This window comes from Pseudomonas sp. Xaverov 83 (assembly GCF_019352905.1).
GTDB classification, from domain to species: domain Bacteria; phylum Pseudomonadota; class Gammaproteobacteria; order Pseudomonadales; family Pseudomonadaceae; genus Aquipseudomonas; species Aquipseudomonas yamanorum.
The window spans coordinates 79,689-100,875 of sequence record NZ_JAAAFU010000019.1 but is presented as its reverse complement, the minus strand read 5'-3'; the positions used below and the strand labels follow the sequence as shown (position 1 = coordinate 100,875).

General features: G+C 61.0%; 20 protein-coding genes and 1 other RNA gene. 9 read left to right on the top strand and 12 right to left on the bottom strand.

The annotated features are described in order from the left end of the window. From mraY to rsmI, 9 genes are all read right to left on the bottom strand, one after another. Positions 1–1,083, bottom strand: coding sequence for a phospho-N-acetylmuramoyl-pentapeptide-transferase (gene mraY / locus K0H47_RS08180; RefSeq protein ID WP_017477688.1), 1,083 nt, complete (start codon positions 1,081–1,083; stop codon positions 1–3). Next, positions 1,083–2,453, bottom strand: a complete 1,371-nt coding sequence (gene murF, locus K0H47_RS08175) for a UDP-N-acetylmuramoyl-tripeptide--D-alanyl-D-alanine ligase (RefSeq protein WP_219272342.1) — start codon at positions 2,451–2,453, stop codon at positions 1,083–1,085. The genes mraY and murF overlap by 1 nt, the downstream gene beginning before the upstream one ends. Then, on the bottom strand, positions 2,446–3,909 hold the full coding sequence (locus tag K0H47_RS08170; protein WP_201140113.1) for a UDP-N-acetylmuramoyl-L-alanyl-D-glutamate--2,6-diaminopimelate ligase: 1,464 nt from the start codon (positions 3,907–3,909) through the stop codon (positions 2,446–2,448). Before K0H47_RS08170 ends, murF begins: the two co-directional genes overlap by 8 nt. Then, a complete protein-coding gene (locus K0H47_RS08165) occupies positions 3,909–5,651 on the bottom strand; it encodes a penicillin-binding protein 2 (protein WP_167410175.1) in 1,743 nt (580 codons plus the stop codon). Before K0H47_RS08165 ends, K0H47_RS08170 begins: the two co-directional genes overlap by 1 nt. Continuing rightward, positions 5,651–5,944 (bottom strand): cell division protein FtsL, encoded by a 294-nt coding sequence (gene ftsL, locus K0H47_RS08160; protein WP_003216203.1) that lies wholly within the window; start codon positions 5,942–5,944, stop codon positions 5,651–5,653. The genes K0H47_RS08165 and ftsL overlap by 1 nt, the downstream gene beginning before the upstream one ends. After that, the gene (gene rsmH, locus K0H47_RS08155; RefSeq protein WP_003216201.1) at positions 5,941–6,888 is read right to left on the bottom strand and encodes a 16S rRNA (cytosine(1402)-N(4))-methyltransferase RsmH; all 948 of its coding nucleotides are present in this window, start codon (positions 6,886–6,888) and stop codon (positions 5,941–5,943) included. The genes ftsL and rsmH overlap by 4 nt, the downstream gene beginning before the upstream one ends. Next, positions 6,885–7,340 carry a division/cell wall cluster transcriptional repressor MraZ gene (gene mraZ, locus K0H47_RS08150; RefSeq protein ID WP_003171868.1) on the bottom strand — a complete coding sequence of 152 codons (456 nt, stop codon included), beginning with the start codon at positions 7,338–7,340 and terminating at the stop codon, positions 6,885–6,887. The genes rsmH and mraZ overlap by 4 nt, the downstream gene beginning before the upstream one ends. A 355-nt stretch (positions 7,341–7,695) precedes the next feature. After that, positions 7,696–8,049: RNase P RNA component class A (rnpB, locus tag K0H47_RS08145), an RNA gene on the bottom strand. 95 nt (positions 8,050–8,144) lie between these two features. Then, positions 8,145–9,050: a 16S rRNA (cytidine(1402)-2'-O)-methyltransferase gene (gene rsmI / locus K0H47_RS08140; protein ID WP_167410148.1), complete on the bottom strand. Its 906-nt coding sequence runs from the start codon at positions 9,048–9,050 to the stop codon at positions 8,145–8,147. Positions 9,051–9,226: 176 nt separating this feature from the next. Here rsmI and K0H47_RS08135 point away from each other — a divergent pair, with 176 nt between their 5' ends. The 4 genes from K0H47_RS08135 (at position 9,227) to K0H47_RS08120 (ending at position 12,673) form a co-directional block, all read left to right on the top strand. After that, the gene (locus K0H47_RS08135; RefSeq protein ID WP_219272340.1) at positions 9,227–11,038 is read left to right on the top strand and encodes a penicillin-binding protein activator; all 1,812 of its coding nucleotides are present in this window, start codon (positions 9,227–9,229) and stop codon (positions 11,036–11,038) included. Further along, complete coding sequence (locus tag K0H47_RS08130) at positions 11,038–11,409, top strand: YraN family protein (RefSeq protein ID WP_219272339.1); 372 nt, start codon at positions 11,038–11,040, stop codon at positions 11,407–11,409. Before K0H47_RS08135 ends, K0H47_RS08130 begins: the two co-directional genes overlap by 1 nt. A gap of 92 nt (positions 11,410–11,501) precedes the next feature. Continuing rightward, positions 11,502–12,095, top strand: a complete 594-nt coding sequence (locus K0H47_RS08125) for a phosphoheptose isomerase (RefSeq protein ID WP_003216190.1) — start codon at positions 11,502–11,504, stop codon at positions 12,093–12,095. Beyond that, the gene (locus K0H47_RS08120; protein ID WP_063027196.1) at positions 12,092–12,673 is read left to right on the top strand and encodes a BON domain-containing protein; all 582 of its coding nucleotides are present in this window, start codon (positions 12,092–12,094) and stop codon (positions 12,671–12,673) included. The genes K0H47_RS08125 and K0H47_RS08120 overlap by 4 nt, the downstream gene beginning before the upstream one ends. A 67-nt stretch (positions 12,674–12,740) precedes the next feature. Here K0H47_RS08120 and K0H47_RS08115 read toward each other — a convergent pair whose 3' ends face one another. Together K0H47_RS08115 and K0H47_RS08110 are read right to left on the bottom strand one after the other, a co-directional pair. Further along, positions 12,741–13,511: an OmpA family protein gene (locus K0H47_RS08115; protein WP_026077998.1), complete on the bottom strand. Its 771-nt coding sequence runs from the start codon at positions 13,509–13,511 to the stop codon at positions 12,741–12,743. Positions 13,512–13,729: 218 nt separating this feature from the next. Then, complete coding sequence (locus tag K0H47_RS08110) at positions 13,730–14,374, bottom strand: MBL fold metallo-hydrolase (protein ID WP_010170511.1); 645 nt, start codon at positions 14,372–14,374, stop codon at positions 13,730–13,732. A 179-nt stretch (positions 14,375–14,553) separates the two neighbouring features. Here K0H47_RS08110 and K0H47_RS08105 point away from each other — a divergent pair, with 179 nt between their 5' ends. From K0H47_RS08105 to K0H47_RS08085, 5 genes are read left to right on the top strand one after another with little or no spacing between them, the layout of a single operon-like run. Then, on the top strand, positions 14,554–15,150 hold the full coding sequence (locus K0H47_RS08105; protein WP_177026158.1) for a paraquat-inducible protein A: 597 nt from the start codon (positions 14,554–14,556) through the stop codon (positions 15,148–15,150). Continuing rightward, positions 15,147–15,791, top strand: coding sequence for a paraquat-inducible protein A (locus K0H47_RS08100; protein ID WP_177026159.1), 645 nt, complete (start codon positions 15,147–15,149; stop codon positions 15,789–15,791). The genes K0H47_RS08105 and K0H47_RS08100 overlap by 4 nt, the downstream gene beginning before the upstream one ends. Further along, the gene (locus K0H47_RS08095) at positions 15,772–17,427 is read left to right on the top strand and encodes an intermembrane transport protein PqiB (RefSeq protein ID WP_063027192.1); all 1,656 of its coding nucleotides are present in this window, start codon (positions 15,772–15,774) and stop codon (positions 17,425–17,427) included. Before K0H47_RS08100 ends, K0H47_RS08095 begins: the two co-directional genes overlap by 20 nt. Before the next feature lie 17 nt (positions 17,428–17,444). Beyond that, positions 17,445–17,999 carry a membrane integrity-associated transporter subunit PqiC gene (locus K0H47_RS08090; RefSeq protein ID WP_219272338.1) on the top strand — a complete coding sequence of 185 codons (555 nt, stop codon included), beginning with the start codon at positions 17,445–17,447 and terminating at the stop codon, positions 17,997–17,999. A 23-nt stretch (positions 18,000–18,022) separates the two neighbouring features. After that, positions 18,023–18,367 carry a hypothetical protein gene (locus K0H47_RS08085; protein WP_003216175.1) on the top strand — a complete coding sequence of 115 codons (345 nt, stop codon included), beginning with the start codon at positions 18,023–18,025 and terminating at the stop codon, positions 18,365–18,367. A gap of 9 nt (positions 18,368–18,376) precedes the next feature. Here K0H47_RS08085 and K0H47_RS08080 read toward each other — a convergent pair whose 3' ends face one another. Beyond that, positions 18,377–21,106 carry a LuxR C-terminal-related transcriptional regulator gene (locus K0H47_RS08080; protein WP_219272336.1) on the bottom strand — a complete coding sequence of 910 codons (2,730 nt, stop codon included), beginning with the start codon at positions 21,104–21,106 and terminating at the stop codon, positions 18,377–18,379. Positions 21,107–21,187 lie beyond the last annotated feature (81 nt).

The following is a 21,187-nucleotide window of genomic DNA, read 5'->3' as shown; positions in this document are numbered from 1 at the left end:
CTACCTCAGTTTCAGGGTGGCAAGGCCGAACAGAACCAGAATCACGGTGATAATCCAGAAACGGACAATCACCCGCGGCTCAGGCCAGCCCTTGAGTTCAAAGTGGTGGTGTATCGGCGCCATGCGGAACACGCGGCGCCCGGTCAATTTGAAGGAGGCAACCTGGATCACCACCGACAGGGTTTCCATCACGAACACACCGCCCATGATGAACAGGACGATTTCCTGGCGGACGATCACCGCGATGGTGCCCAGGGCCGCGCCCAGCGCCAGTGCGCCGACGTCGCCCATGAAGACTTGTGCGGGATAGGTGTTGAACCACAGGAAGCCCAGGCCGGCACCGATCAATGCGCCGCAGAACACGATCAGTTCGCCCGCGCCCGGTACATACGGGATCAGCAGGTATTCAGCGAATTTCACGTTACCCGACAGGTAGCAGAAGATGCCGAGCGCGCCGCCCACCATCACCGTCGGCATGATCGCCAGGCCGTCGAGGCCGTCAGTCAGGTTGACCGCGTTGCTCGAGCCGACGATCACGAAGTAAGTCAGTACCACGAAGCCGACGCCCAGCGGGATGCTGGCGTCCTTGAGCATCGGGATGATCAGGGTGGTCTCGACCGCGCTTGGCGCAGTCGTATAAAGGAAGATTGCCGCCGCCAGGCCGAACACCGACTGCCAGAAATACTTCCAGCGGCTTGGCAGCCCCTTGGAGTTCTTCTCGATCACCTTGCGGTAGTCATCCACCCAACCGATGGCGCCGAACAGCAGGGTCACCAGCAGCACGGTCCAGACATAGCGGTTATGCAGGTCAGCCCACAGCAGCGTACTGATGCCGATGGACGACAGGATCAACGCACCGCCCATGGTCGGGGTGCCGGATTTGGACAGGTGCGACTGCGGGCCGTCGTTGCGCACAGACTGGCCGATCTGCAGGTTTTGCAGGGTACGGATCATCCATGGCCCGAGGAACAGCGACAACGACAGCGCGGTCAGCACACCCAGAATCCCGCGCAGGGTCAGGTACTGAAAGACCGCGAAGCCTTTGTGGAACTGTTGCAGATACTCAGCCAGCAGCAGCAGCATTAATGTTTCTCCGTACTTGAGCCACACAAGGCCACGACGACGTTTTCCATCACCGCGCTGCGCGATCCCTTGATCAAAATAGTGGTGTGTTTGTCTTGTTCAGCTGCGCTCAGCGCCTGGATCAGCTCGGCCTGGCTGGCGAAATGCCTGGCGCCCGGCCCGAAGGTGTCCACGGCGTGAAGCATGTTCGGCCCAACGGCGTACAGGGCATCGACCTTGCCGGCCGCGTACGCGCCGACTTCACGGTGAGACTGTTCGGCCCACTCGCCCAGTTCGGCGATGTCCCCCAGCACCAGCACCTTGCGACCGGCGAAACCGGTCAGCAGGTCGATGGCGGCGCAGATCGAGGACTGGTTCGCGTTGTAGGTGTCATCAATCACGCGCATGCCGTTGCTGGCCAGTTGCGCGACGGTACGGCCCTTGACCGGTTGCACCGCACCAAGGCCGGTGGCGATGCCGAACAACGACACGCCCAGCACATGGGCAGCGGCGGCGGCAGCCAGCGCATTGGCGACGTTATGGTTGCCCAGCAGGTTCAGCTGTACGTGCTCGTCACCTTGCGGGGTATGCAGGGTGAAGGACGGGCAACCACGGGCGTCGGCCTTGATATTCGAGGCATGGAAATCGCCAGCGGCGTTGTGCACCGCGAAGCTCAAGACCTTGCGACCGGCGGCACGTACACGCCAGGTTTCGAAGGCCTTGTCGTCGAGGTTCAGCACGGCAGTGCCGGATGCGTCGAGGCCTTCGATGATTTCGCCTTTGGCTTCAACGATCTTTTCAGGGCCGCCAAACTCGCCGACATGGGCGGTGCCGGCGTTGCTGATCACCGCGACATGAGGCTTGGTCATGGCCACGGTGTAGGCGATTTCGCCGATGCGCGAAGCACCCAGCTCAATCACCGCCGCCGTGTGTTCCGGGGCCAGTTCGAGCAGGGTCAGCGGAGCGCCGAAGTCATTGTTCAGGTTGCCACGGGTCGCCAGGACCGGACCGCGCGTGCGCAGGATGCCGGCCAGCAGTTCCTTGACCGTGGTTTTGCCGCTGGAGCCGGTGATTGCCGCAACAGGATTGGTGAAAGCGGCACGGTTCAGCGCCCCCAGTTGGCCGAGGGCCAGGCGGGTGTCAGCGACCAGCAATTGCGGCAGTGTCGAGTCAGTAACTTCGCGCTGCACCAGAGCGCCGACAGCGCCTTTGGCAGCGACGTCATTCAGGTAGTCATGGCCATCAAAACTTGGGCCGGCCAAGGCGACAAACAGTTGTCCGGGCTTAATGGTACGGCTGTCGATGCTGACGCCATCAAAGCTGCAATCAGCCGACAGCACGCGGGCCGACAAGGCCTGGGTCAGTTCGCTGAATGTGAGCGCCTTAAGCATGGGCCACCTCCCATGCGGTCAAGGCGTGATCAGCCTCGACCAGATCCGAGAAAGGATGGCGTTCACCGTTGATTTCCTGATAATCCTCGTGACCTTTACCGGCCAGCACCACCACGTCGTCAGCACTTGCGCTGGCGATCAATTGGGCGATGGCTGCACCGCGACCGGCAACGAACGTCGCCTTGGATGCCTCTTTAAAGCCGACACGAATGTCATCGAAAATCTGGCTTGGGTCTTCGCTGCGCGGGTTGTCGTCAGTGACCAGGACACCATCAGCCAGGCGCTCGACGATTTCAGCCATCAGCGGGCGTTTGCCGCGATCGCGGTCACCGCCACAGCCGAACAGGCACAGCAACTTGCCCTTGGCGTGGGGACGCAGGGCTTGCAGGATTTTTTCCAGGGCGTCTGGGGTGTGGGCGTAATCGACCACTACCAGCGGCTGGGTGCCTCCGCCGAGGCGCTGCATACGACCGGCCGGGCCTTCCAGCTTCGGCAGCACGCGCAGGATTTCGTCGAGGGCGTAATCCAGGCCGAGCAAGGCACCAACAGCGGCCAATACGTTGCTCAGGTTGAAACGCCCGAGCAAGGTGCTGCGCAAATGGTGCTCGCCCTGCGGCGTCACCAGGGTGGCGCGCACGCCTTCGTCATCAAAGCTGGCTTCACGGCAATACAGGTAGGCGCTGGAATCTTCCAGGCTGTAGCTGATCAGGCGACCGTCGCCTTGGGCGGCGGCCAGCTGACGACCGAATTCGTCGTCCAGGTTGACCACCCGGCACTTCAGGTCATTCCAGGCAAACAGCCGGGCCTTGGTGGCGGCGTATGCCTCCATGGTCCCGTGGTAATCCAGGTGATCCCGGGACAGGTTGGTCATCACCGCCACGTCGAACGCCAGAGCAGTCACGCGGCCCTGGTCCAGACCGTGGGACGAGACTTCCATGGCAACCGCCTTGGCACCGGCCTTTTTCAGGTCGGCCAGGGTCGCCTGTACGGCAATCGGGTTAGGCGTGGTGTGCAGGCCGCTTTGCAGCGCGCCGTAGAAACCGGTGCCCAGGGTGCCGACGATGCCGCAATGTTGGCCCAGCAGGTCAAGCGCCTGGGCAACCAATTGGGTCACGCTGGTCTTGCCGTTGGTGCCGGTCACGCCCACCAGGTTCAGGGTACGGCTCGGGTCGCCATAAAAGCGCCCGGCGATGTCCGACAGCTGCGCCGCCAGGCCCTTGACCGGAATCAATGGCACGTCGGTGATCGGCAGCACAGTGGCGCCTTCCACTTCATAGGCCACCGCTGCCGCACCGCGTTTCAGCGCGTCGGCGATATGGTCACGGCCATCGAACTTGCCACCCGGCACGGCCAGGAACAGGTCACCGGCGCGCACATTACGGCTGTCCAGGGTCAACTCGCGAATCAGCAGATCGCGGCCAGCGTGGGCAAAAATCTTGTTCAGGCTAAGGGACATCAGCCGCGCCCTCCATTGGCTTTTACAGCAGCAGCCGGCGGTCCGGCGTTCGCTTGTTGGGTCGCCGGCAGGTTGTCCGGCGTGATGTTCATCAGGCGCAGCGTCCCGGACATCACCTTGCTGAACACCGGCGCCGATACCAGGCCACCGAAGTAACCGGCTTTGCTCGGCTCATCGATCACCACAACAATGGCGTAACGCGGATCGCTCATCGGGCCGAAGCCTGCGAACAGCGAGCGGTAGGAGTTCTCGGCGTAGCCCTTGGTGCCCACGGCGGTTTTACGCGCGGTACCGGACTTGCCTGCCACGTGATACGCCGGCACCTGGGCACGGAACACGCCACGCGGTGCTTCGATCACTTGTTGCAGCATGCCTTGCATGGTCTTGGCGACGTTTTCCGGGATCACCTGGGTTGCAGGCGGCGCCTCGTCCAGGTGGATCAGGCTCAGCGGCACCATGCGGCCGTTGTTGGCCAATACCGAGAAGGCGTGGGCCAATTGGATGGCCGTCACCGACAGGCCGTAGCCATAGGAAAGCGTGGCAGTCTCGGCCTTTTTCCAGTCGCGGTAGTTCGGCAGGTTGCCCACACGCTCGCCCGGGAAATCCAGGCCAGTGGGTTGGCCCAGGCCGATTTTTTGCGCGAGGTGGTAGATGGCTTCGCCGCCGATATCGAAGGCGACTTTACTCATACCCACGTTACTGGAGTTGATCAAGATACCTGTCAGATCCAGCACCGGACCTTCGGTGCGCGATACGTCACGAATGGTGTATTTGCCCAACTGCAGGGTGCCCGGGTAGACCTCGACCTTGTCGGAGGGCTTCCAGCGCCCGGTTTCCAGGGCGGCACTCATGGAGATGGCTTTCATGGTCGAACCGGGCTCGAACACGTCGATCATGGCGCGGTTGCGCATCATCGCCGGTTGCAGGTTGCGACGGTTGTTAGGGTTGTAGGTCGGCTGGTTGACCATGGCGAGAATCTCGCCGGTCTTCACGTCCATGATCACCAGGCTGCCGGCTTTCGCACCGTTCTCGATGATCGCGTTACGCAGCTCACGGTTGGCCAGGTATTGCAGGCGCAGGTCAATCGACAACGCCAAGGGCTTACCGGCCTTGGCGTTTTTGGTGACCTGGACATCCTTGATCAGTCTGCCGCGCCGATCCTTGATGACCTGCCGTTTGCCGGGGACCCCGGCCAGCCATTCGTCGTAGGCAAGTTCTACGCCTTCGCGACCGTGATCATCAATGTCGGTGAAGCCCACCATATGGGCAGTGGTTTCGCCGGCCGGGTAGAAACGCCGAAACTCCTCGATGCCGTAGACACCGGGGACTTTAAGGTCGAGCACTTGCTGGCCTTGTTCAGGGGTGAGGCCGCGAACCAGGTAGATGAATTCTTTGTTGGCCTGGGCGTCGAGACGCTCGCTCAGGGCTTTAGGGTCCTGGCCCAGGGCGGCAGCCAGTTCCGGCCACTTGTCCTTGGCGGTCTGCATTTCCTTGGCGTTGGCCCACAGGGTGGTCACCGGAGTACTCACGGCCAGGGGCTCGCCGTTACGGTCGGTGATCAGGCCGCGGTGCGCAGGAATCGGGATATGCCGCAGGCTGCGGGCGTCGCCCTGGCCGATCAGGAAGTCACGGTCCACCACTTGCAGGTCGATAATCCGCCAGGCAATCGCGCCCACCATCAGTGCCAGCAACCCCAGCACTACGCGGAAGCGCCATGGGTAGAGTGCGCCCTCGAGTTTCATCATGGCGCCACCATACGAACTTCTGCAGCGCCCGGGATGTGCATCTTCAGCTGTTCAGTGGCCAGCACTTCGATACGACTGTGGGCCGTCCAGGTGCTTTGCTCGAGGATCAACCGGCCCCACTCCGCCTGCGCCTTGTCGCGCACGCTCAGTTCCCCGTACAGGGTATTGAGCAACTGACGGTTGTAGTGGGCGCTGTAGGACACCGCAATCGCGGATACCAGGACGCCAACAAACAGCAGCAACATAAAGAAGCTGCCGCCCGGGAGGGGCTTGGCGAAAAGCTTGCTCACCGCAACTTCTCCGCAACGCGCATGACAGCGCTACGGGCACGCGGGTTGGCCTTGAGTTCGGCTTCGGAAGCGAACTGCGCTTTGCCATGGATTTTGATTTTCGGCACAAAGGCTTCGTAACGTACCGGCAGGTTGCGCGGCAGGTTGTCGGATTCGCCCTTGACCAGACGACGCATGAACAATTTGACGATGCGGTCTTCCAGGGAGTGGAAGCTGATCACCACCAGGCGACCGCCCACTTCCAAGGCTTCCAGGGCGGCTTCGAGGCCGGCTTCCAGATCGCCCAACTCGTTGTTGACGTGAATGCGCAGGCCCTGGAACGCACGGGTTGCCGGGTTCTTGCCCTTTTCCCACGCAGGGTTGGCGACTTTCAGCACTTCAGCCAGGTCGGCGGTGCGTTCGAACGGCTGGATTTCCCGGCGTTCGACCACGGCACGCGCCATGCGGCCAGCGAAGCGCTCTTCGCCGTATTCCTTGAACACACGGGTGATTTCTTCGTGGGGCGCGGTGGCGATGAACTGCGCGGCGCTGATGCCACGGCTTGGGTCCATGCGCATGTCGAGCGGGCCGTCGTTCATGAAACTGAAGCCACGCTCAGGGTCGTCCAGCTGTGGCGAAGACACGCCCAGGTCCAGCAGAACCCCGGCCACCTTGCCCGCCATGCCACGCTCGGCCACTTCTGCGCCGAGTTCGGCAAAGCTACGCTGCACAACGACAAAGCGGCCGTCTTCGGCCGCTAGAGCTTGCCCGGTGGCAATCGCTTGAGGGTCTTTGTCGAACCCGAGGAGCTTACCGTCCGGACCAAGCTGGCTGAGAATCAGCCGACTGTGCCCGCCCCTGCCGAAGGTGCCATCCAAATAGCAGCCATCCGCGCGTACGGCGAGAGCCTCAACGGCTTCGTCAAGCAGTACGGTGATGTGGTTAAAACCGCTATCAATAGTCACAGGATCAAATCACGCAGTTCATCAGGCATGGCGCCCGGTTGTTGAATAGCAGCCAGGTCAGCTGCAGAAACAGCATCCCAGGCATCTTCGTCCCACAATTGGAACTTGTTCAGTTGGCCTACCAGCATCGCGCGCTTGTCCAACTTGGCGTATTCGCGCAAACGCGGTGGAACCAGGAAACGACCGCTGCCATCGAGCTCGAGGTCGACGGCATTACCAATCAGCAAGCGTTGCAGGCGGCGGTTCTCTTCACGCAGTGAAGGCAGTGCACGCAACTTGGTTTCAATCAGTTCCCACTCATCGAGCGGGTACACGCACAAACAAGGATCAACGGCATCAATGGTGATGATTAATTGCCCGGAACTTCGCGAAATGAGCTCGTCACGATACCGGCTCGGCATGGCGAGACGGCCTTTTGCATCGAGACTGATAGCGTTAGCTCCGCGAAACACAGATGCGTTTCTCCAAATTTTAGCGTTTTACGTTCAAAAAACCCACTTTGTGCCACTTTCCGCCACTTGCGCACACTATAGGAATGCGCCCACCACACCGTCAAGGCGCGGATTCAAGGAAAAGCCTTACAGAACGGAGATTTAGGAAGGTAAAAGGAGGAGAAACGAGAGTTTGACGGCGATTTTGACTCAGCAACGCCAAATAGCTCAAAGAGCTAGGGCTTAAAGTTAAAGTAATTTATTAAGAGTAAGATTTTTTCGGTATTACGAAGACGCATCTGCTGATGATTCAGCAGGGAGGGATTCTCGCGTTACTACCAGATTCCTGCCCGAGATTCGGACAGAAGGAAAAAAGGTGGAGAGTCGATCTATAAGCCGGGTTCTGTCTTGAACAGTCATTCGTCTACGATGGCCATCACTGGACATCTTTAGCAACCTACCCGGTCCCAGCGCGGGCCACGCCTTGGGACCCTATTTGGTCTTGCTCCAAGTGGGGTTTACCTAGCCACGAACTGTTGCCAGTCGTGCGGTGCGCTCTTACCGCACCTTTTCACCCTTACCGGTACCGAAGTACTTAGGCGGTTATTTTCTGTGGCACTTTCCGTAGGCTCACGCCTCCCAGGCATTACCTGGCACTTCGCCCTATGGAGCCCGGACTTTCCTCCCCCCTCTAATTTTCATAGAAGGCAGCGACTGTCCAATCGACTCTCCGCCGCGAAGGTTAACGGCACGACGCCGTTAGAACAAGTATTAAAAGACACTAATGCCATCATGTTCAGACGGAGTGCAGGCTGGAGCCCGGAACTATTCGCCCTTTTGTTTATCCAGCGCGACTTGATACAGCACGTTCTTGCGCACACCGGTAATTTCCGCAGCCAGGGCCGCCGCGCGCTTCAATGGCATTTCCTTAAGCAGCAGATCCAGAATGCGCATCGCCTCACTGCCGACCGCATCTTCACTTTCCGGCGCCGACCAGCCCGCTACCAGTACTACGCATTCCCCGCGTTGCTGATTGCTGTCGCCCTCAACAAACGCACGCAGCTCTTCCAGCGGTAGACCTTTGAGGGTTTCGAAGGTCTTGGTGATTTCCCGCGCCAGCAAGGCCAGGCGATCGCCGCCGAACACCAACTCCATGTCTTGCAGGCACTCAAGGATGCGGTGCGGGGCTTCGTAGAAGATCAGCGTGCGTGGTTCTTCCTTTACCAACTCCAGGCGCGCCCGGCGACCAACAGCCTTGGCCGGCAGGAAGCCTTCAAAGATAAAACGATCCGACGGCAAGCCGGCTGCAGACAATGCAGCAATCAGCGCGCACGCTCCCGGAACAGGCACTACATTGATACCAGCCGCCCGTGCCTGGCGAACCAGGTGATAGCCAGGGTCGGAAATCAGCGGCGTACCCGCATCCGAGATCAACGCCACGTCATCACCCGCCAACAAACGAGTGATAAAACGACTGCCTTCTTCACGTTCGTTGTGTTCGTGACACGCGGCCAGGGGGGTCGGAATGCCAAAATGTTGCATCAACCGCTGGGAGTGCCGAGTGTCTTCGGCGGCGATCAGCTTTACGTCACGCAGCACTTTCAGTGCCCGCGCACTGATGTCGTCCAGGTTGCCAATGGGCGTCGCCACGACAAAAAGCGAGCCAGCAGTGGAATTCAAAGGACCTGGAGCAGTCAAAGCGCACACCTCGATGATTGGCAAAAGCCGCATTGTAGCGCGTAGACGCCTTGAATATATGCCCTCGGGGCAGGCTCCATTTCAGCCATCTGCAGGGTCTTGCAACATTTACACGACCTAAATAGACGGTTTCACGCCAGTAACATCGCGCCCCGGCCAGTGCTTGGGTACAATTCCACGCTAATTTGATCGGTATCAGGAACACTTACATGATCGCTTGCCTGCGGCTGTTCTCTGCCCTCTGCCTCGCTGCCCTGTTGGCGGCTTGCGCCAGCTCGCCGTCGTCCAGCCTTGGCGACCTACCCCGGACCCCGAATGCCAGCATCGAGCAACTGCTCGAACAGGCGGCTTCGGCCAACACTCCGGAAAAAGCCGCGCTGCTGCGCTTGAGTGCGGCAGACCTGGCGTTCCACCAAAACAATCCGGGACGCTCGGCGCAGATTCTTGCCCAAGTGCCACTGGACGTCCTGAAGCCGGCCGCGCAGGTATTTGCCAGCACCCTGTCGGCCGAACTGGCGATGGCCCGCAACCAGCCCAAGGCCGCGTTGACGGCGTTGAACCACCCGAGCCTGCAAAGCCTGAAGGAGCTGCCGCCTGAACAGCAGATCCGTACCGGCACCGTGCATGCCCGTGCCTATGAGGCCGACGGCCAGACCCTGGCCGCCGCTCGTGAGCGTGTCGCCATGGCCCCACTGCTGACAGGCGACGCCTACAACAGCAACCACGAAGCCATCTGGGCGCTGATTGCCGCCTTGCCTGCCGATCAGTTGCAAGCCAGCGGCAACCCGACGCTGGACGGCTGGATCAGCCTGGCCCAAGCGGTCAAGGGCGCCGGCACTCTGGAGCAACAGAAGGCAGCCATCGATACCTGGCGCGCCCAGAACCCGGGCCATCCGGCAGCTTCGCAATTGCCGCAGCCATTGACCAAGCTCAAGGAACTGGCCAGCCAGCCGCTGAACAAGATCGCCCTGCTGCTCCCGCAGGAAGGTCCGCTGGCCGGCGTTGCCAAAGCGCTGCGCGAAGGCTTCATGGCCGCGCACTACCAGGCTGAACAAGCCGGGCAGAAGCCACCGGTGATCGAGTTCTACGACAGCTCGCGCCTGACCTCCATCGACGACTTCTACGCCAAGGCCCAGGCCGCCGGCGTGCAACTGGTGGTCGGCCCGCTGGAGAAACCGCTGGTCAAGCAACTCAGCGCACGCCCGCAATTGCCGATTACCACCCTGGCCTTGAACTACAGCGAAGCCGACCAGAACCCGGCGCAACTGTTCCAGTTTGGCCTGGCCGCTGAAGACGAGGCCCGTGAAGTGTCCCGTCGTGCTCGCGCCGATGGCCTGCACCGCGCCGCGGCCATGGTGCCGAAAGGCGAATGGGGCGAACGCGTCTACAAAGCCTTCCGTCAGGATTGGGAAGCCAATGGCGGCACCGTGGTGGGCGTCGAGTACGTTGACCAGCCGGTAGCCCTGGCCCAACAGATCGCCGACCTGTTCCAGCTGCGCAAAAGCGAAGGCCGTGCGAAGAGCCTGCAAAGCACCGTCGGTTCGGATGTTTCCGCCCAGCCGTCGCGCCGCCAGGACATCGAGTTCATCTTCCTCGCCGTAACCCCGCAACTGGCTCAGCAGATCAAGCCAACCCTGAACTTCCAATACGCTGGCGACGTGCCGGTGTATGCGACGTCCCATGTGTTCAGCGCCAGTGGCGATAAGAACCAGTACCTGGACATGACCAACGTGATGTTCTGCGAAACCCCTTGGCTCCTGAACACCACCGACCCGCTGCGCAACCAGGTTGCCGCCCAATGGCCACAAGCCAACGGCAGCCTCGGTCGTCTGTACGCGATGGGTGTGGATGCCTACCGCCTGGCGCCGCGCCTGGGGCAACTCAAGGCACTGCCGGACACTCGTGTTGACGGTCTGTCGGGGAACCTGGGCGTCAGCGCCAACCAGCGTGTCGACCGCCAGATGCCATGGGCCAAGTTCGTGGGTGGCGAGATCCAGCGCCTGCCTGATACCCCGCGCTGATGCCCGAGCGGTCAAGCGCACAAAGCGGCAAGGACGCCGAACTTCAAGCCCTCGAGTACCTGCAACAACAGGGTCTGCGCCTGCTGGCGCAGAACTGGTTATGCAAGCGCGGCGAGCTTGATCTGGTCATGCTTGACGGCGATACAGTAGTATTTGTCGAAGTCCGCTACAGAAAACACGCACAATGGGGTGGCGCGCTTGCCAGTATCGACGGGCGCAAGCGCCAGAAGCTGATACTCGCCGCGCAGTTTTTCCTGCTCAAAGAGCGTCGCTGGGCCGATCACCCCTGCCGTTTCGATGTGGTTGCCATAGAAAGCACTTCCCGGGGAGCAGCCGATCTGAACTGGCTGCAAGATGCCTTTGACAGCTGATTCGCCGGACATCTACACCGCACACTTTTGCTCTTTGCTTTGCGGGCTGCACATTCCTGTGCCAAACAGCCGCGCTACTTAAGGTCACACAGATGGACATGCAATCCCGAATTCGCCAGCTTTTCCAGGCCAGTATCGATACCAAGCAACAGGCGATGGACGTACTTGCACCGCACATCGAGCAAGCCAGTCAGGTCATGGTCAACGCCTTGCTCAACGAAGGCAAAATGCTTTCGTGCGGCAACGGCGGTTCGGCCGGCGATGCCCAGCATTTCTCCTCCGAGCTGCTCAACCGCTTTGAGCGTGAGCGCCCGAGCCTGCCGGCCATCGCATTGACCACCGACACCTCGACGATCACCTCGATCGCCAACGACTACAGCTACAACGAAATCTTCTCGAAACAGATTCGCGCCCTTGGCCAGCCGGGGGACGTACTGCTGGCGATCTCCACCAGCGGTAACTCGGCGAACATTATTCAAGCGATCCAGGCCGCACATGATCGTGAAATGATTGTCGTAGCATTGACCGGACGCGACGGCGGCGGCATGGCCTCGCTGCTGCTGCCCGAAGACGTGGAAATCCGCGTCCCGGCCAATGTCACCGCACGTATCCAGGAAGTCCACCTGCTGGCGATCCACTGCCTGTGCGATCTGATCGACAGCCAACTGTTCGGGAGTGAAGAATGACCGTTAAACGCCTTAGCCTATTGGCAATCACGCTGTGCCTAGGCATCAGCGGCTGCAGCTCGGTAATCGAAGCGAGCCGCGACACGCCTATCCAGGACGATAAAGGCACCCGCACTTTCGGCAGCAAAATCGATGACTCGCTGATCGAAACCAAGGTTTCCGTCAACGTATCCAAGGCCGCTCCGGACTTGGGCAACGGCGCCTCACGCGTTGTGGTCGTCAGCTTCAACGGCGTGGTGCTGCTCACCGGCCAAACCCCGCGCGCTGACTTGAAGGCCCAGGCTGAACAAGCCGCCGCCACGGTTCAACGGGTCAAGAAGGTCCACAACGAATTGCAGGTGATGGACCCGATCACCCTGCTGGCCATCAGCAACGACGCCCTGCTGACCACCAAGATCAAGACGCAGATGCTGACCGACAGTGCAATCCCCGGCTCTCGGATCAAGATCGTCACCGATAACGGCATCGTCTACATGATGGGCCTGTTGACCCAGGCAGAAGCCACCCGCGCCGCCAACCTGGTACAGGGCGTGTCCGGCGTACAGAAGATTGTGAAGCTGTTCGAATACATCGACTGAGTCATCGGCAGCCACAAAAAAGGGCGCCGTGCATTGACTGCACGGCGCCCTTTTTATTGGCTGGCGGTTACTGGTACTGCTGGTACGGGTTGCCCTGGAACTGGTTGTTCTGCTGTGGCGCCTGTTGCTGCTGGGCACCTGGCTGACCGTACTGCTGGCCAGGGATCGGGCCCAGGTTGACCTCTACGCGACGGTTCTGGGCACGGCCATTGACGTCGGCGTTGCTGGCGATCGGGTTATCCGGGCCGGCACCGCGAGCACTCAGGTTGGTCGGGCTGACACCTTGGGAGGTCAGGTAATTGGCCACGCTCTGCGCACGGCGCTGGGACAGGTCCATGTTGAGCTGACGGCTGCCCGTGCTGTCGGTGTAGCCAACGATCTGAATGGTGTTCTGGTTGAACTGCTTGAGGGAGTTCGCCAGGTTGTTCAGCGGCGTGTAGAAGCTGCTGGAGATCGCATCCGAGTTAGTGGCGAAGGTGATGTTACCCGGCATGATCAGTTTGATCTGGTCGCCCTGGCGCTGCACCTCAACACCAGTGTTGGCCATGCTGGCGCGCAGTTTCTTTTCCTGCTGGTCGGCGTAGTAGCCGTAACCCGCACCACCGATACCGGCGACGGCAGCGCCGATCAGCGCACCTTTGCCGCGGTTGTTGTGGTCGATGGCGGCACCTGCCAGTGCACCCGCCAGGGCACCCAGGCCACCGTACTTGGCGGTGTTGCTCACACCAGAAGAGCCACCGCCCTGTGCCTGGCTGCCGTCATAAGGATTAGGTGAGGCGCAGCCCGACAACAGGGCTACGGCGGTAGCGACAACAAGCAGACGACGAGAAGTGAACATGAAGGAAGCTCCTACTTTTGCATTCTGTGATGCAGAGGACATTGGCAATGGACCTGTGCCGAGGTTGGAACACGACAAACGGTAAAAATTCCATCTCCACACAAGCCCGGCCGCACTCAAACCCTAGCAGAGACTTGCTGAACGGTAATTGTCATTTTTTCTATAAGGTTCGTCCGATAGTCGCCATTTGGTATCCGAAAAACTACCCCAGTTTCCCTTCACGCCCGCACGAATGGATTCTCACGCATTTCATCTCCCAGGCGTGTATCCGGACCATGCCCCGCCACCACAACCGCCGCCTCATCCAGGGTGTAGAGCCGTTGCTTGATCGAACGCACGATGGTGGCTTGGTCACCGCCCCATAAATCGGTACGCCCTACCCCACGTCGAAACAGGGTGTCACCGGCAATCAACAACTTCGCATCGGCAAACCAGAAACTCATCGAGCCCGGTGTGTGTCCAGGTGTGTGCAAGGCCACCCCGCAACCACAGGCCAGCTCTTCTTCATCCTCCAGCCAACGATCCGGCGACGGCACTGGCGTATAAGGCACGCGGAACATCTGGCACTGCATTTCCAGGTTGTCCCACAGAAACTGGTCTTCCTTGTGCAAGTGCAACGTGGCACCGGTCTTCTCCTTCAACTGCCCGGAAGCCAGAAAGTGATCGAGATGGGCGTGAGTGTGAATGATGCTGACCACTTTCAGGCCCAGCGCATCGAGTCGCGCCAGGATCAACTCGTGGTTGCCACCCGGGTCTACGACGATGGCTTTTTTGGTGACGGGGTCGCCGATGATCGTGCAGTTGCACTGCAACGGACCGACCGGAAAGGTTTCGCGGATCAGCGCGGGGGACTGAATATTCATGGGCATTCCTGCAAATTCAAAGGCACACTCTTTTGTACTGCATTCTGGCGCACAGTATGTTCGAGCGTGCACCCGATCCGAAAGCGCTCGCGAGCGCACGGCTGTCAAACCCGGCAACTGCTAAGCTACTCTGGCGCCAGTCATACAACGCGTAACGTATAGCGCATGGAGTGGGACTTATGGCGACCCTCAGCCCATTGATCATCTGCGAACACTGCGATTGCGTGTATGAAAAAGTCACGCTCGCCAAACATCAGAAGACCCTCTGCACCCGCTGCGCAGGCGTGCTCCAGCGTTACAACGGGCTGTCGGTGGAACAACGCTTGGCCCTGACCCTGACCGCCGCCGTGCTGTGGGTCTTCGCCAACTTCTACCCGGTGATGAGCATCAGCCTCCAGGGCCTGAAAAGCAGCGCCACCTTGTGGGACTCAGTAGTGGCGCTGGCTCAGGGGCCGATTACTTTTATCGCGCTGGTGGCGGCCATTTCCATCATCATCGCGCCGGTCTTCCAACTGCTGCTACTGATGTGGGTGCTGGGCTTTGCGATGAAGGGCAAACGCTCGCCGGCGTTCAAGCTGTGCATGCGCTGGCTCGAAGCGCTTCGGCCCTGGAGCATGCTCGAAGTCTGCCTGCTGGGTGCCATGGTGGCGGTGTTCAAACTCGCCGGCATGCTGGATGTATTGCCCGGCACCGGCCTGTTTGCCCTGGCCGCCCTCAGCCTGTTGCTGATCCGCATTGCCGGGCGTGATATTCGCGACCTGTGGGACATTTTATGAGCCGTCCACCAACCGCCAGCGAGCTGAACCTTTGCCTGTGCCACAGCTGCGGCCAGGCCTGCGACGTCAGCGGCAACCCCGACGAATGCGAGCGTTGCAGCGCGCCCCTGCACCGGCGCAAGGTCCACTCGTTGACCCGTACCTGGGCCTACATGCTGACGGCGCTGGCGTTTTATGTGCCCGCCAATCTACTGCCGGTGATGAATACCTCGATGCTCGGCTCCGGCGCCGACAGTACCATCATGAGCGGCGTGCTGGAGTTCTGGCAGCACGGCGCCTGGGACATTGCCCTGATCATTTTCATCGCCAGCATCGCGGTGCCGGGCATCAAGTTCGTCGCGCTGACCCTGTTGCTGGTCACCGTGCAACGCAATAACCAGTGGGCACGCAAGCAGCGCTCGAAGCTGTTTCGCTTCGTCGAAGTGATCGGCTACTGGTCGATGCTGGATGTGATCGTGGTGGCGCTGGTAGCCGCCTTGGTGCGGTTCCAGGCCCTGGGCACCATCGAGCCGCGCCTGGGCATTCTGTTCTTTGGCCTGGTGGTGGTGTTCACGATGCTCTCGGCCATGAGTTTCGACCCCCGCCTGATCTGGGAAAACCCACACAACGAGGAGATGCCGGATGGCGTCGCAAACCCCTGACAAACCGCTGCCGCCAGGCTCGCCGGCGATCAAGACGCGGCGCTTCAGCGTCTCGCTGGTGTGGATCGTGCCGATTGTCGCGGTGCTGGTGGGCATTTCGCTGGTGGTGCACAGCATCCTTCAGCAAGGGCCGAGCATTACCATTACCTTCAAGACCGGCAGCGGCCTGACCGCCAACAAGACCGACGTCAAATACCGCAACGTGGTGATCGGTCAGGTGACTGACGTGGAGTTGAGCGACGACCAGAAAAGCGTCAACGCCACGATCAAACTGTCCAAGCAGGCTGAAAGCTTCACCCGGGAAGACTCGCAATTCTGGGTGGTGCGCCCGCGTATTGGCGCGGGCGGCGTTTCCGGCATCGACACGCTGCTCTCCGGGGATTACATCGGCGCCGATATCGGCCAGTCCGATACCCGCGCCAACCGGTTCACCGGCCTGGAAAACCCGCCGCCCATCACCTATGGCGAGCCTGGTAAACGCTTCACCTTGCACACCCAGGATTTGGGCTCGCTGGACATCGGTTCCCCCGTCTATTACCGCAAAATCCCCGTCGGCCAAGTGGTCGCCTATGCCTTGGACGCCGATGGAAAAGGCGTGAACATCGACGTGTTCGTGCATGCACCGAATGATGCCTACGTCACCGAGAACACCCGATTCTGGAACGCCAGCGGGATTGATGTGAGTGTCGGCGCCAACGGGTTTGCGCTGAAGACCGAATCCTTGTCGTCCATGCTGGTGGGCGGCATCGCTTTCCTGGCTCCGCCCTACAGCCCCGACGACAAGCCGGCCAGTGAGGAGCATTCCTATGAACTGTTCGCCGACCAGCAAACCGCGCTGGCGCCGCCCAATGGCAAGGGGCAATACCTGACCTTGCGTTTCGATCAAGCCTTGCGCGGGCTCACCGTCGGTGCGCCGGTGGAATTCCTGGGTATCGAGTTTGGCAAAGTGGTATCGATCAACCTGGATTTCGACGAGAAAAAACGTAGCTTCCCGGTGAACGTCGGCATCGTGATTTACCCGCAACGCCTCGGCGAAGCCAACACCAAAATGCTCACGGTCCTGAAGCATGACCCTAACGATGAGGCCGGCGGTGTACGCCTGATAGGCAGCTTCATTGAACACGGCCTGCGGGCCCAGGCTCGCAGCGGCAACCTGCTCACCGGCCAGCTGTACATCGCCCTGGACTTCTTCCCCAAGGCCGACAAAGTCGTGTTCGACCCGAACCTGCGCCCCGTCAGCATTCCGACCATTCCCGGCAACCTGGAACAACTGCAGGAAAAACTCGAAGGCATCGTCAACAAGATCAACCAGCTGCCGATCGAGCGGATTGCCGGCAACCTGGACGGCAGCCTGGTGGAACTGCGCAAAGGTCTCGGCCAGTTCAACGCCAAGACATTGCCGGGCGTGCAGAACACCCTGGCCGACGTGAGTAAAACCTTGCAGTCAGCCAGTTCGACCCTGGCCGAAGATTCGCCACAGCGGGAACAGTTGACCCAGACCCTGGACGAACTGAGCCGCATGTCGCGCTCCCTGCGAGAGCTCTCGGACTACCTGGCACGCCATCCCGAATCACTGATTCGCGGTCGCCCCGACAACGCTGCGCCATCGGACCTGCAAGGGCCACCGCGCAAATGACCACTGGAGCAACCACCATGGCTTTCCCACTGAAGATCACATTGCTCGCCGGGTTGCTGCTGCTGGCGGCGTGCCGCAGTGAGCCGATTCAATTTCACACCCTGACGCCGGTCCATCGCAGCACTGCGTCACTGGCCGCCGGTGGTGAGATCCGCATTGAAAGCATCACGGTCCCGCCCCAGGTCGACCGGCCGCAGATTGTCATCCGCCAGGGCGACAGCGGCGTGGCGATTCTTGAGACGCAATGGTGGGCAGCCAGCCTGGTGGATGAGCTGCGCAGCGCGCTGGTGGATCAACTCGCCAGCAGCCGGAAAAACCTGGCGGTGCGCATTGAGGTCCAGCGCTTTGACTCGATCCCCGGGCAGTACGCACTGCTCGACGTCAAATGGCGGCTTCGCCAGACAGGCACGGACGAACGCACGCCGCTGACGTGTCGCACGGTGGTGCAGTCGCCTTCCGGCCCGACCATTGACGACCTGGTGATCGCGCAGCAAAACAACGTCAAGCGGTTTGCCGCGCTGCTCAGCCAGGCCGCCGACAAGTCATCGAGTGAGTGCCCCGCCGTGCGGTAAACATTGATCCAGGGGATCGAGCCATGCGCACATTCTGGAAGTGGTATCAGCAACTGCTGGAGAATGACTTCAGCACCCAGGTCTTCGACAATGTGAAGAACCTGCTGGTATGCGCGCTGTTGTTTGCTGCGGGTACCAATGCACTGGCCGGGAAACATGAGCTGTTCCTCGGCATCCTGGCGTCAAGCGTGGCCGGGTGGGGCTTGATCGTCGTTTCAAGCTTGCTGATGGTGCTGAATGTGAGCGATGGCATCCGCCGGCTCGCCAAGCTGCGTTATCACCTGGTCCTTCAACTGCTGCTTATCCTGATCTATGTGCTGGTGGCAGCGCGCGTGGTGGAAATCGTCTGGGGCTTTCGATCCCATTGATCCAGGTTTCTACCCCAGCAATCCCATCTCCTGCGCCCGCGCCACCGCTTGTGTGCGCCGCTCCACCCCGAGCTTGCTGTTGATATGGCTGGCGTGGGTTTTCACGGTGTGCAGGGAGATAAACAGCTGATTGCTGATCTCCTGGTTTGAACAACCCTGTGCGATCAGGTGCAGCACCGCCAGTTCACGGGTGCTCAGGGTCTCCAGTGTGTGTGGGGTTTCAACTACTGCAACATCCGGCAAGAGTGCCAGCAGGCCCTGATTCAACAGTCCATGGGGATCCCGGGAAAGCTGCTCCCGCGTCCACTCGGGATAGCGTTCCAACAGGCGCTGGAAAGGTTGCATCGCGCCACCGGCAGCCGCTTCAAGCGCGCGGGCAAACACCGGGCGGGCCTGGGCTTCCTGGCCACCGTCCAGCAGTAACAGTGCCTGCTGGGTCAGCGCCATCAGGCTGATCATCTGCCGGCCGCTGTTATGGGCCTGGCGTGCCAGTTCGTCGAGCCGTTGCAGTGAGGCCGCCGGCTGATGCCGAATGGCGTCGAGCGCTGCCTGTTGCAGCTCGATATGTTGCGGCAGGTGCGGGTGAAACTCCGGCGCGGCTGCGGCGTGTTCACCGTTGTAGGTTTGCCCCAGCCGTGTCAGCCAGGCATCGGCCAGGTCGGTGCGACCCTGGGCCAGCCAGAGTTCGCATTTGACCAGGGTAATCATCGCCAGATAGAAAATCGGCGGCACGTCCCAGATGTGCATCAAGCGCTCGGCCTCGGCCAGCTCGGCAAAGGCCGTGGGGAAGTCGCCGCGGCGGCCTTCGAAGCTGGCGATCACGCAATGGCCGATCAACACGCTGATATCCCGGCAGGCCCGCGCCTCGGCCAGACCAGCACGCAGACGAGCCAGCCCGGCTTCGGGCTGGCAACGCACCAGCAGCAGGTAGCCTTCATACAGCGCCAAGCGGGCACGCACCGCATACAGGCGTTGCGGCGCGAGGCCCTGCAGGCGTTGCAGACCCTGACGCACTTCATCCAGGGAACGCAGGATCTCGCCACGGGCCTGCAGCACCCGCGCGCGGTCGTAATGGGCCAATGCCTCGAACAACGGATTGCCAACGCGCTGCGCCAGCTCCAGGGACTCGCGATTCAAGCCACGGGCGCGCCACAGGTCGGCGTCGACGATGGACAGGTTGGACAGGGTCGACAGGCACATCAACCGCTGGCCATAGCGTTTGTGCGGCAGGCTTTCCAGGGCCTCGCTGCAATACAACTGGGTCAGCTCGCGATCGCCACGGCCCCGAGCGATGATCCCGCTGAGGGCCAGCCATTGGGCCAACATCGATTTTTGCGCAGTGGCCGATGGCGCCGGCAGAAAGCGGCTGAGATGGCTGGCCAACTCTTGCGCTGCGTCCAGTTGGCAGGCCAACCCCAATGCCCAGCTGTAGAGCACGATCAGACGTGGCGTGCTCATCAACAGACTGTCGGGCAAGTCCATTTTCCAGCGCAGCAGCATGCCGACGTTTTGCTCCGCCAGCAGTTGCTCTTCGGAGAGGTTCTGCACCAGGTTCGCCGCCACGTCCAGGTGGCCGGCACGCAGCGCCTGCTCCACCGCCTCATCGATCAAGCCCTGAGCATTGAACCAGCGACAGGCCCGCAGGTGCAGGCTCGCAGCCGGCAACACGGCATTACTCGCGCGCCGGGTACGCAGCAGGTCGGAAAACAGGTGGTGATAACGGTACCAGTGGCCCTGTTCGTCCAGCGGCACAAGGAAAACCTGGTGAGCTTGCAGGTAGCGCAGGATTTCGCTGCTGTCGTGGGCTTCGCGCACGGCGTCGCACAGTTCGCTGCAAAAGCGCTCCTGGGACGCAGTGTCGTAGAGAAACGCCTGGACTTCAGATGGCAGGCAGTCGATGACTTCTTCAAGCAGGTAATCGCGAATCAGCCCTTCCCCGCCGTGCAGGCCTTGGGGCAAGGCGCCTTCGCTGCCGGCTTCGGAGGCCGCCAGCAGCCAGAAACGCAGGCCGGCCACCCAGCCTTCACTGCGTCGGATCAGGTTATCCAGGGCTTCGCCGCGCAATGAACTGCTGTGGCGATCCAGCAGGGCCAGGGATTCGGCGTGAGTCAGGCGCAGGTCCTGCTCGTGCAGTTCCAGCAAATGTCGGGACAGGCGCAGGCGCGCCAGGTGCCAGTCGGGGCGTTGGCGGCTGGTGACCAGTACCAACAGGCCGTCGGGCAGATGATTGAGGAAAAATTGCAGGCAGCGGTCGAGTACCGGACCCTGGGCCAGATGGTAGTCATCCAGCACCAGCAACAGCGGCGCCTGGGTCGACAGGTGCACCGTCAGTTCATCCAGCAGCCCGTCGAGCCACTCTTCAAACGCAAAGGGTTGATGGCGCTGGCGCATTTTCAGCAAGCCCAGGGACTGGGCGCCCAACTGCGGGAAGTATTGCTGCAAGCCATCGAGTAGGCGCTCAAGGAAACGTCCCGGGTCGTTGTCCCGGGGGCTGAGCCCCAACCACAGGCTTTGCCAGTGGGCCGGCAAGCTCTGGCAGAACTCCACCGCCAGCGAACTCTTGCCAAACCCGGCCGGCGCACTGACCAGCAATAAGCGCCCGGCCAATCCCTCACTCAGCCGTTCGCACAGGCGCGGTCGCAACACGTAGCCGTCAGGCAGTGGGGGTCGATAGAAGCGCCCTTCCAGGGTCGGAATCACCGCGCTGGCAGGCCCTTGAATTCGGGACAGATCAGTCATCGCCGGGCTCTTGTAGAAGGCTGTTGTCGGCATTGCAGATGTCCGCAGACTAGCGGTAAAAGCGGCAGTTTTGTAGATCTT

What these genes read in the sequence shown, in the direction of transcription:
- mraY (WP_017477688.1), bottom strand. Translation starts at nt 1,083, where the DNA reads ATGCTGCTGCTGCTGGCTGAGTATCTGCAACAGTTCCACAAAGGCTTC.
- murF (WP_219272342.1), bottom strand. Translation starts at nt 2,453, where the DNA reads ATGCTTAAGGCGCTCACATTCAGCGAACTGACCCAGGCCTTGTCGGCC.
- K0H47_RS08170 (WP_201140113.1), bottom strand. Translation starts at nt 3,909, where the DNA reads ATGTCCCTTAGCCTGAACAAGATTTTTGCCCACGCTGGCCGCGATCTG.
- K0H47_RS08165 (WP_167410175.1), bottom strand. Translation starts at nt 5,651, where the DNA reads ATGAAACTCGAGGGCGCACTCTACCCATGGCGCTTCCGCGTAGTGCTG.
- rsmI (WP_167410148.1), bottom strand. Translation starts at nt 9,050, where the DNA reads ATGCGGCTTTTGCCAATCATCGAGGTGTGCGCTTTGACTGCTCCAGGT.
- K0H47_RS08135 (WP_219272340.1), top strand. Translation starts at nt 9,227, where the DNA reads ATGATCGCTTGCCTGCGGCTGTTCTCTGCCCTCTGCCTCGCTGCCCTG.
- K0H47_RS08130 (WP_219272339.1), top strand. Translation starts at nt 11,038, where the DNA reads ATGCCCGAGCGGTCAAGCGCACAAAGCGGCAAGGACGCCGAACTTCAA.
- K0H47_RS08125 (WP_003216190.1), top strand. Translation starts at nt 11,502, where the DNA reads ATGGACATGCAATCCCGAATTCGCCAGCTTTTCCAGGCCAGTATCGAT.
- K0H47_RS08120 (WP_063027196.1), top strand. Translation starts at nt 12,092, where the DNA reads ATGACCGTTAAACGCCTTAGCCTATTGGCAATCACGCTGTGCCTAGGC.
- K0H47_RS08115 (WP_026077998.1), bottom strand. Translation starts at nt 13,511, where the DNA reads ATGTTCACTTCTCGTCGTCTGCTTGTTGTCGCTACCGCCGTAGCCCTG.
- K0H47_RS08110 (WP_010170511.1), bottom strand. Translation starts at nt 14,374, where the DNA reads ATGAATATTCAGTCCCCCGCGCTGATCCGCGAAACCTTTCCGGTCGGT.
- K0H47_RS08105 (WP_177026158.1), top strand. Translation starts at nt 14,554, where the DNA reads ATGGCGACCCTCAGCCCATTGATCATCTGCGAACACTGCGATTGCGTG.
- K0H47_RS08100 (WP_177026159.1), top strand. Translation starts at nt 15,147, where the DNA reads ATGAGCCGTCCACCAACCGCCAGCGAGCTGAACCTTTGCCTGTGCCAC.
- K0H47_RS08095 (WP_063027192.1), top strand. Translation starts at nt 15,772, where the DNA reads ATGGCGTCGCAAACCCCTGACAAACCGCTGCCGCCAGGCTCGCCGGCG.
- K0H47_RS08090 (WP_219272338.1), top strand. Translation starts at nt 17,445, where the DNA reads ATGGCTTTCCCACTGAAGATCACATTGCTCGCCGGGTTGCTGCTGCTG.
- K0H47_RS08085 (WP_003216175.1), top strand. Translation starts at nt 18,023, where the DNA reads ATGCGCACATTCTGGAAGTGGTATCAGCAACTGCTGGAGAATGACTTC.
- K0H47_RS08080 (WP_219272336.1), bottom strand. Translation starts at nt 21,106, where the DNA reads ATGACTGATCTGTCCCGAATTCAAGGGCCTGCCAGCGCGGTGATTCCG.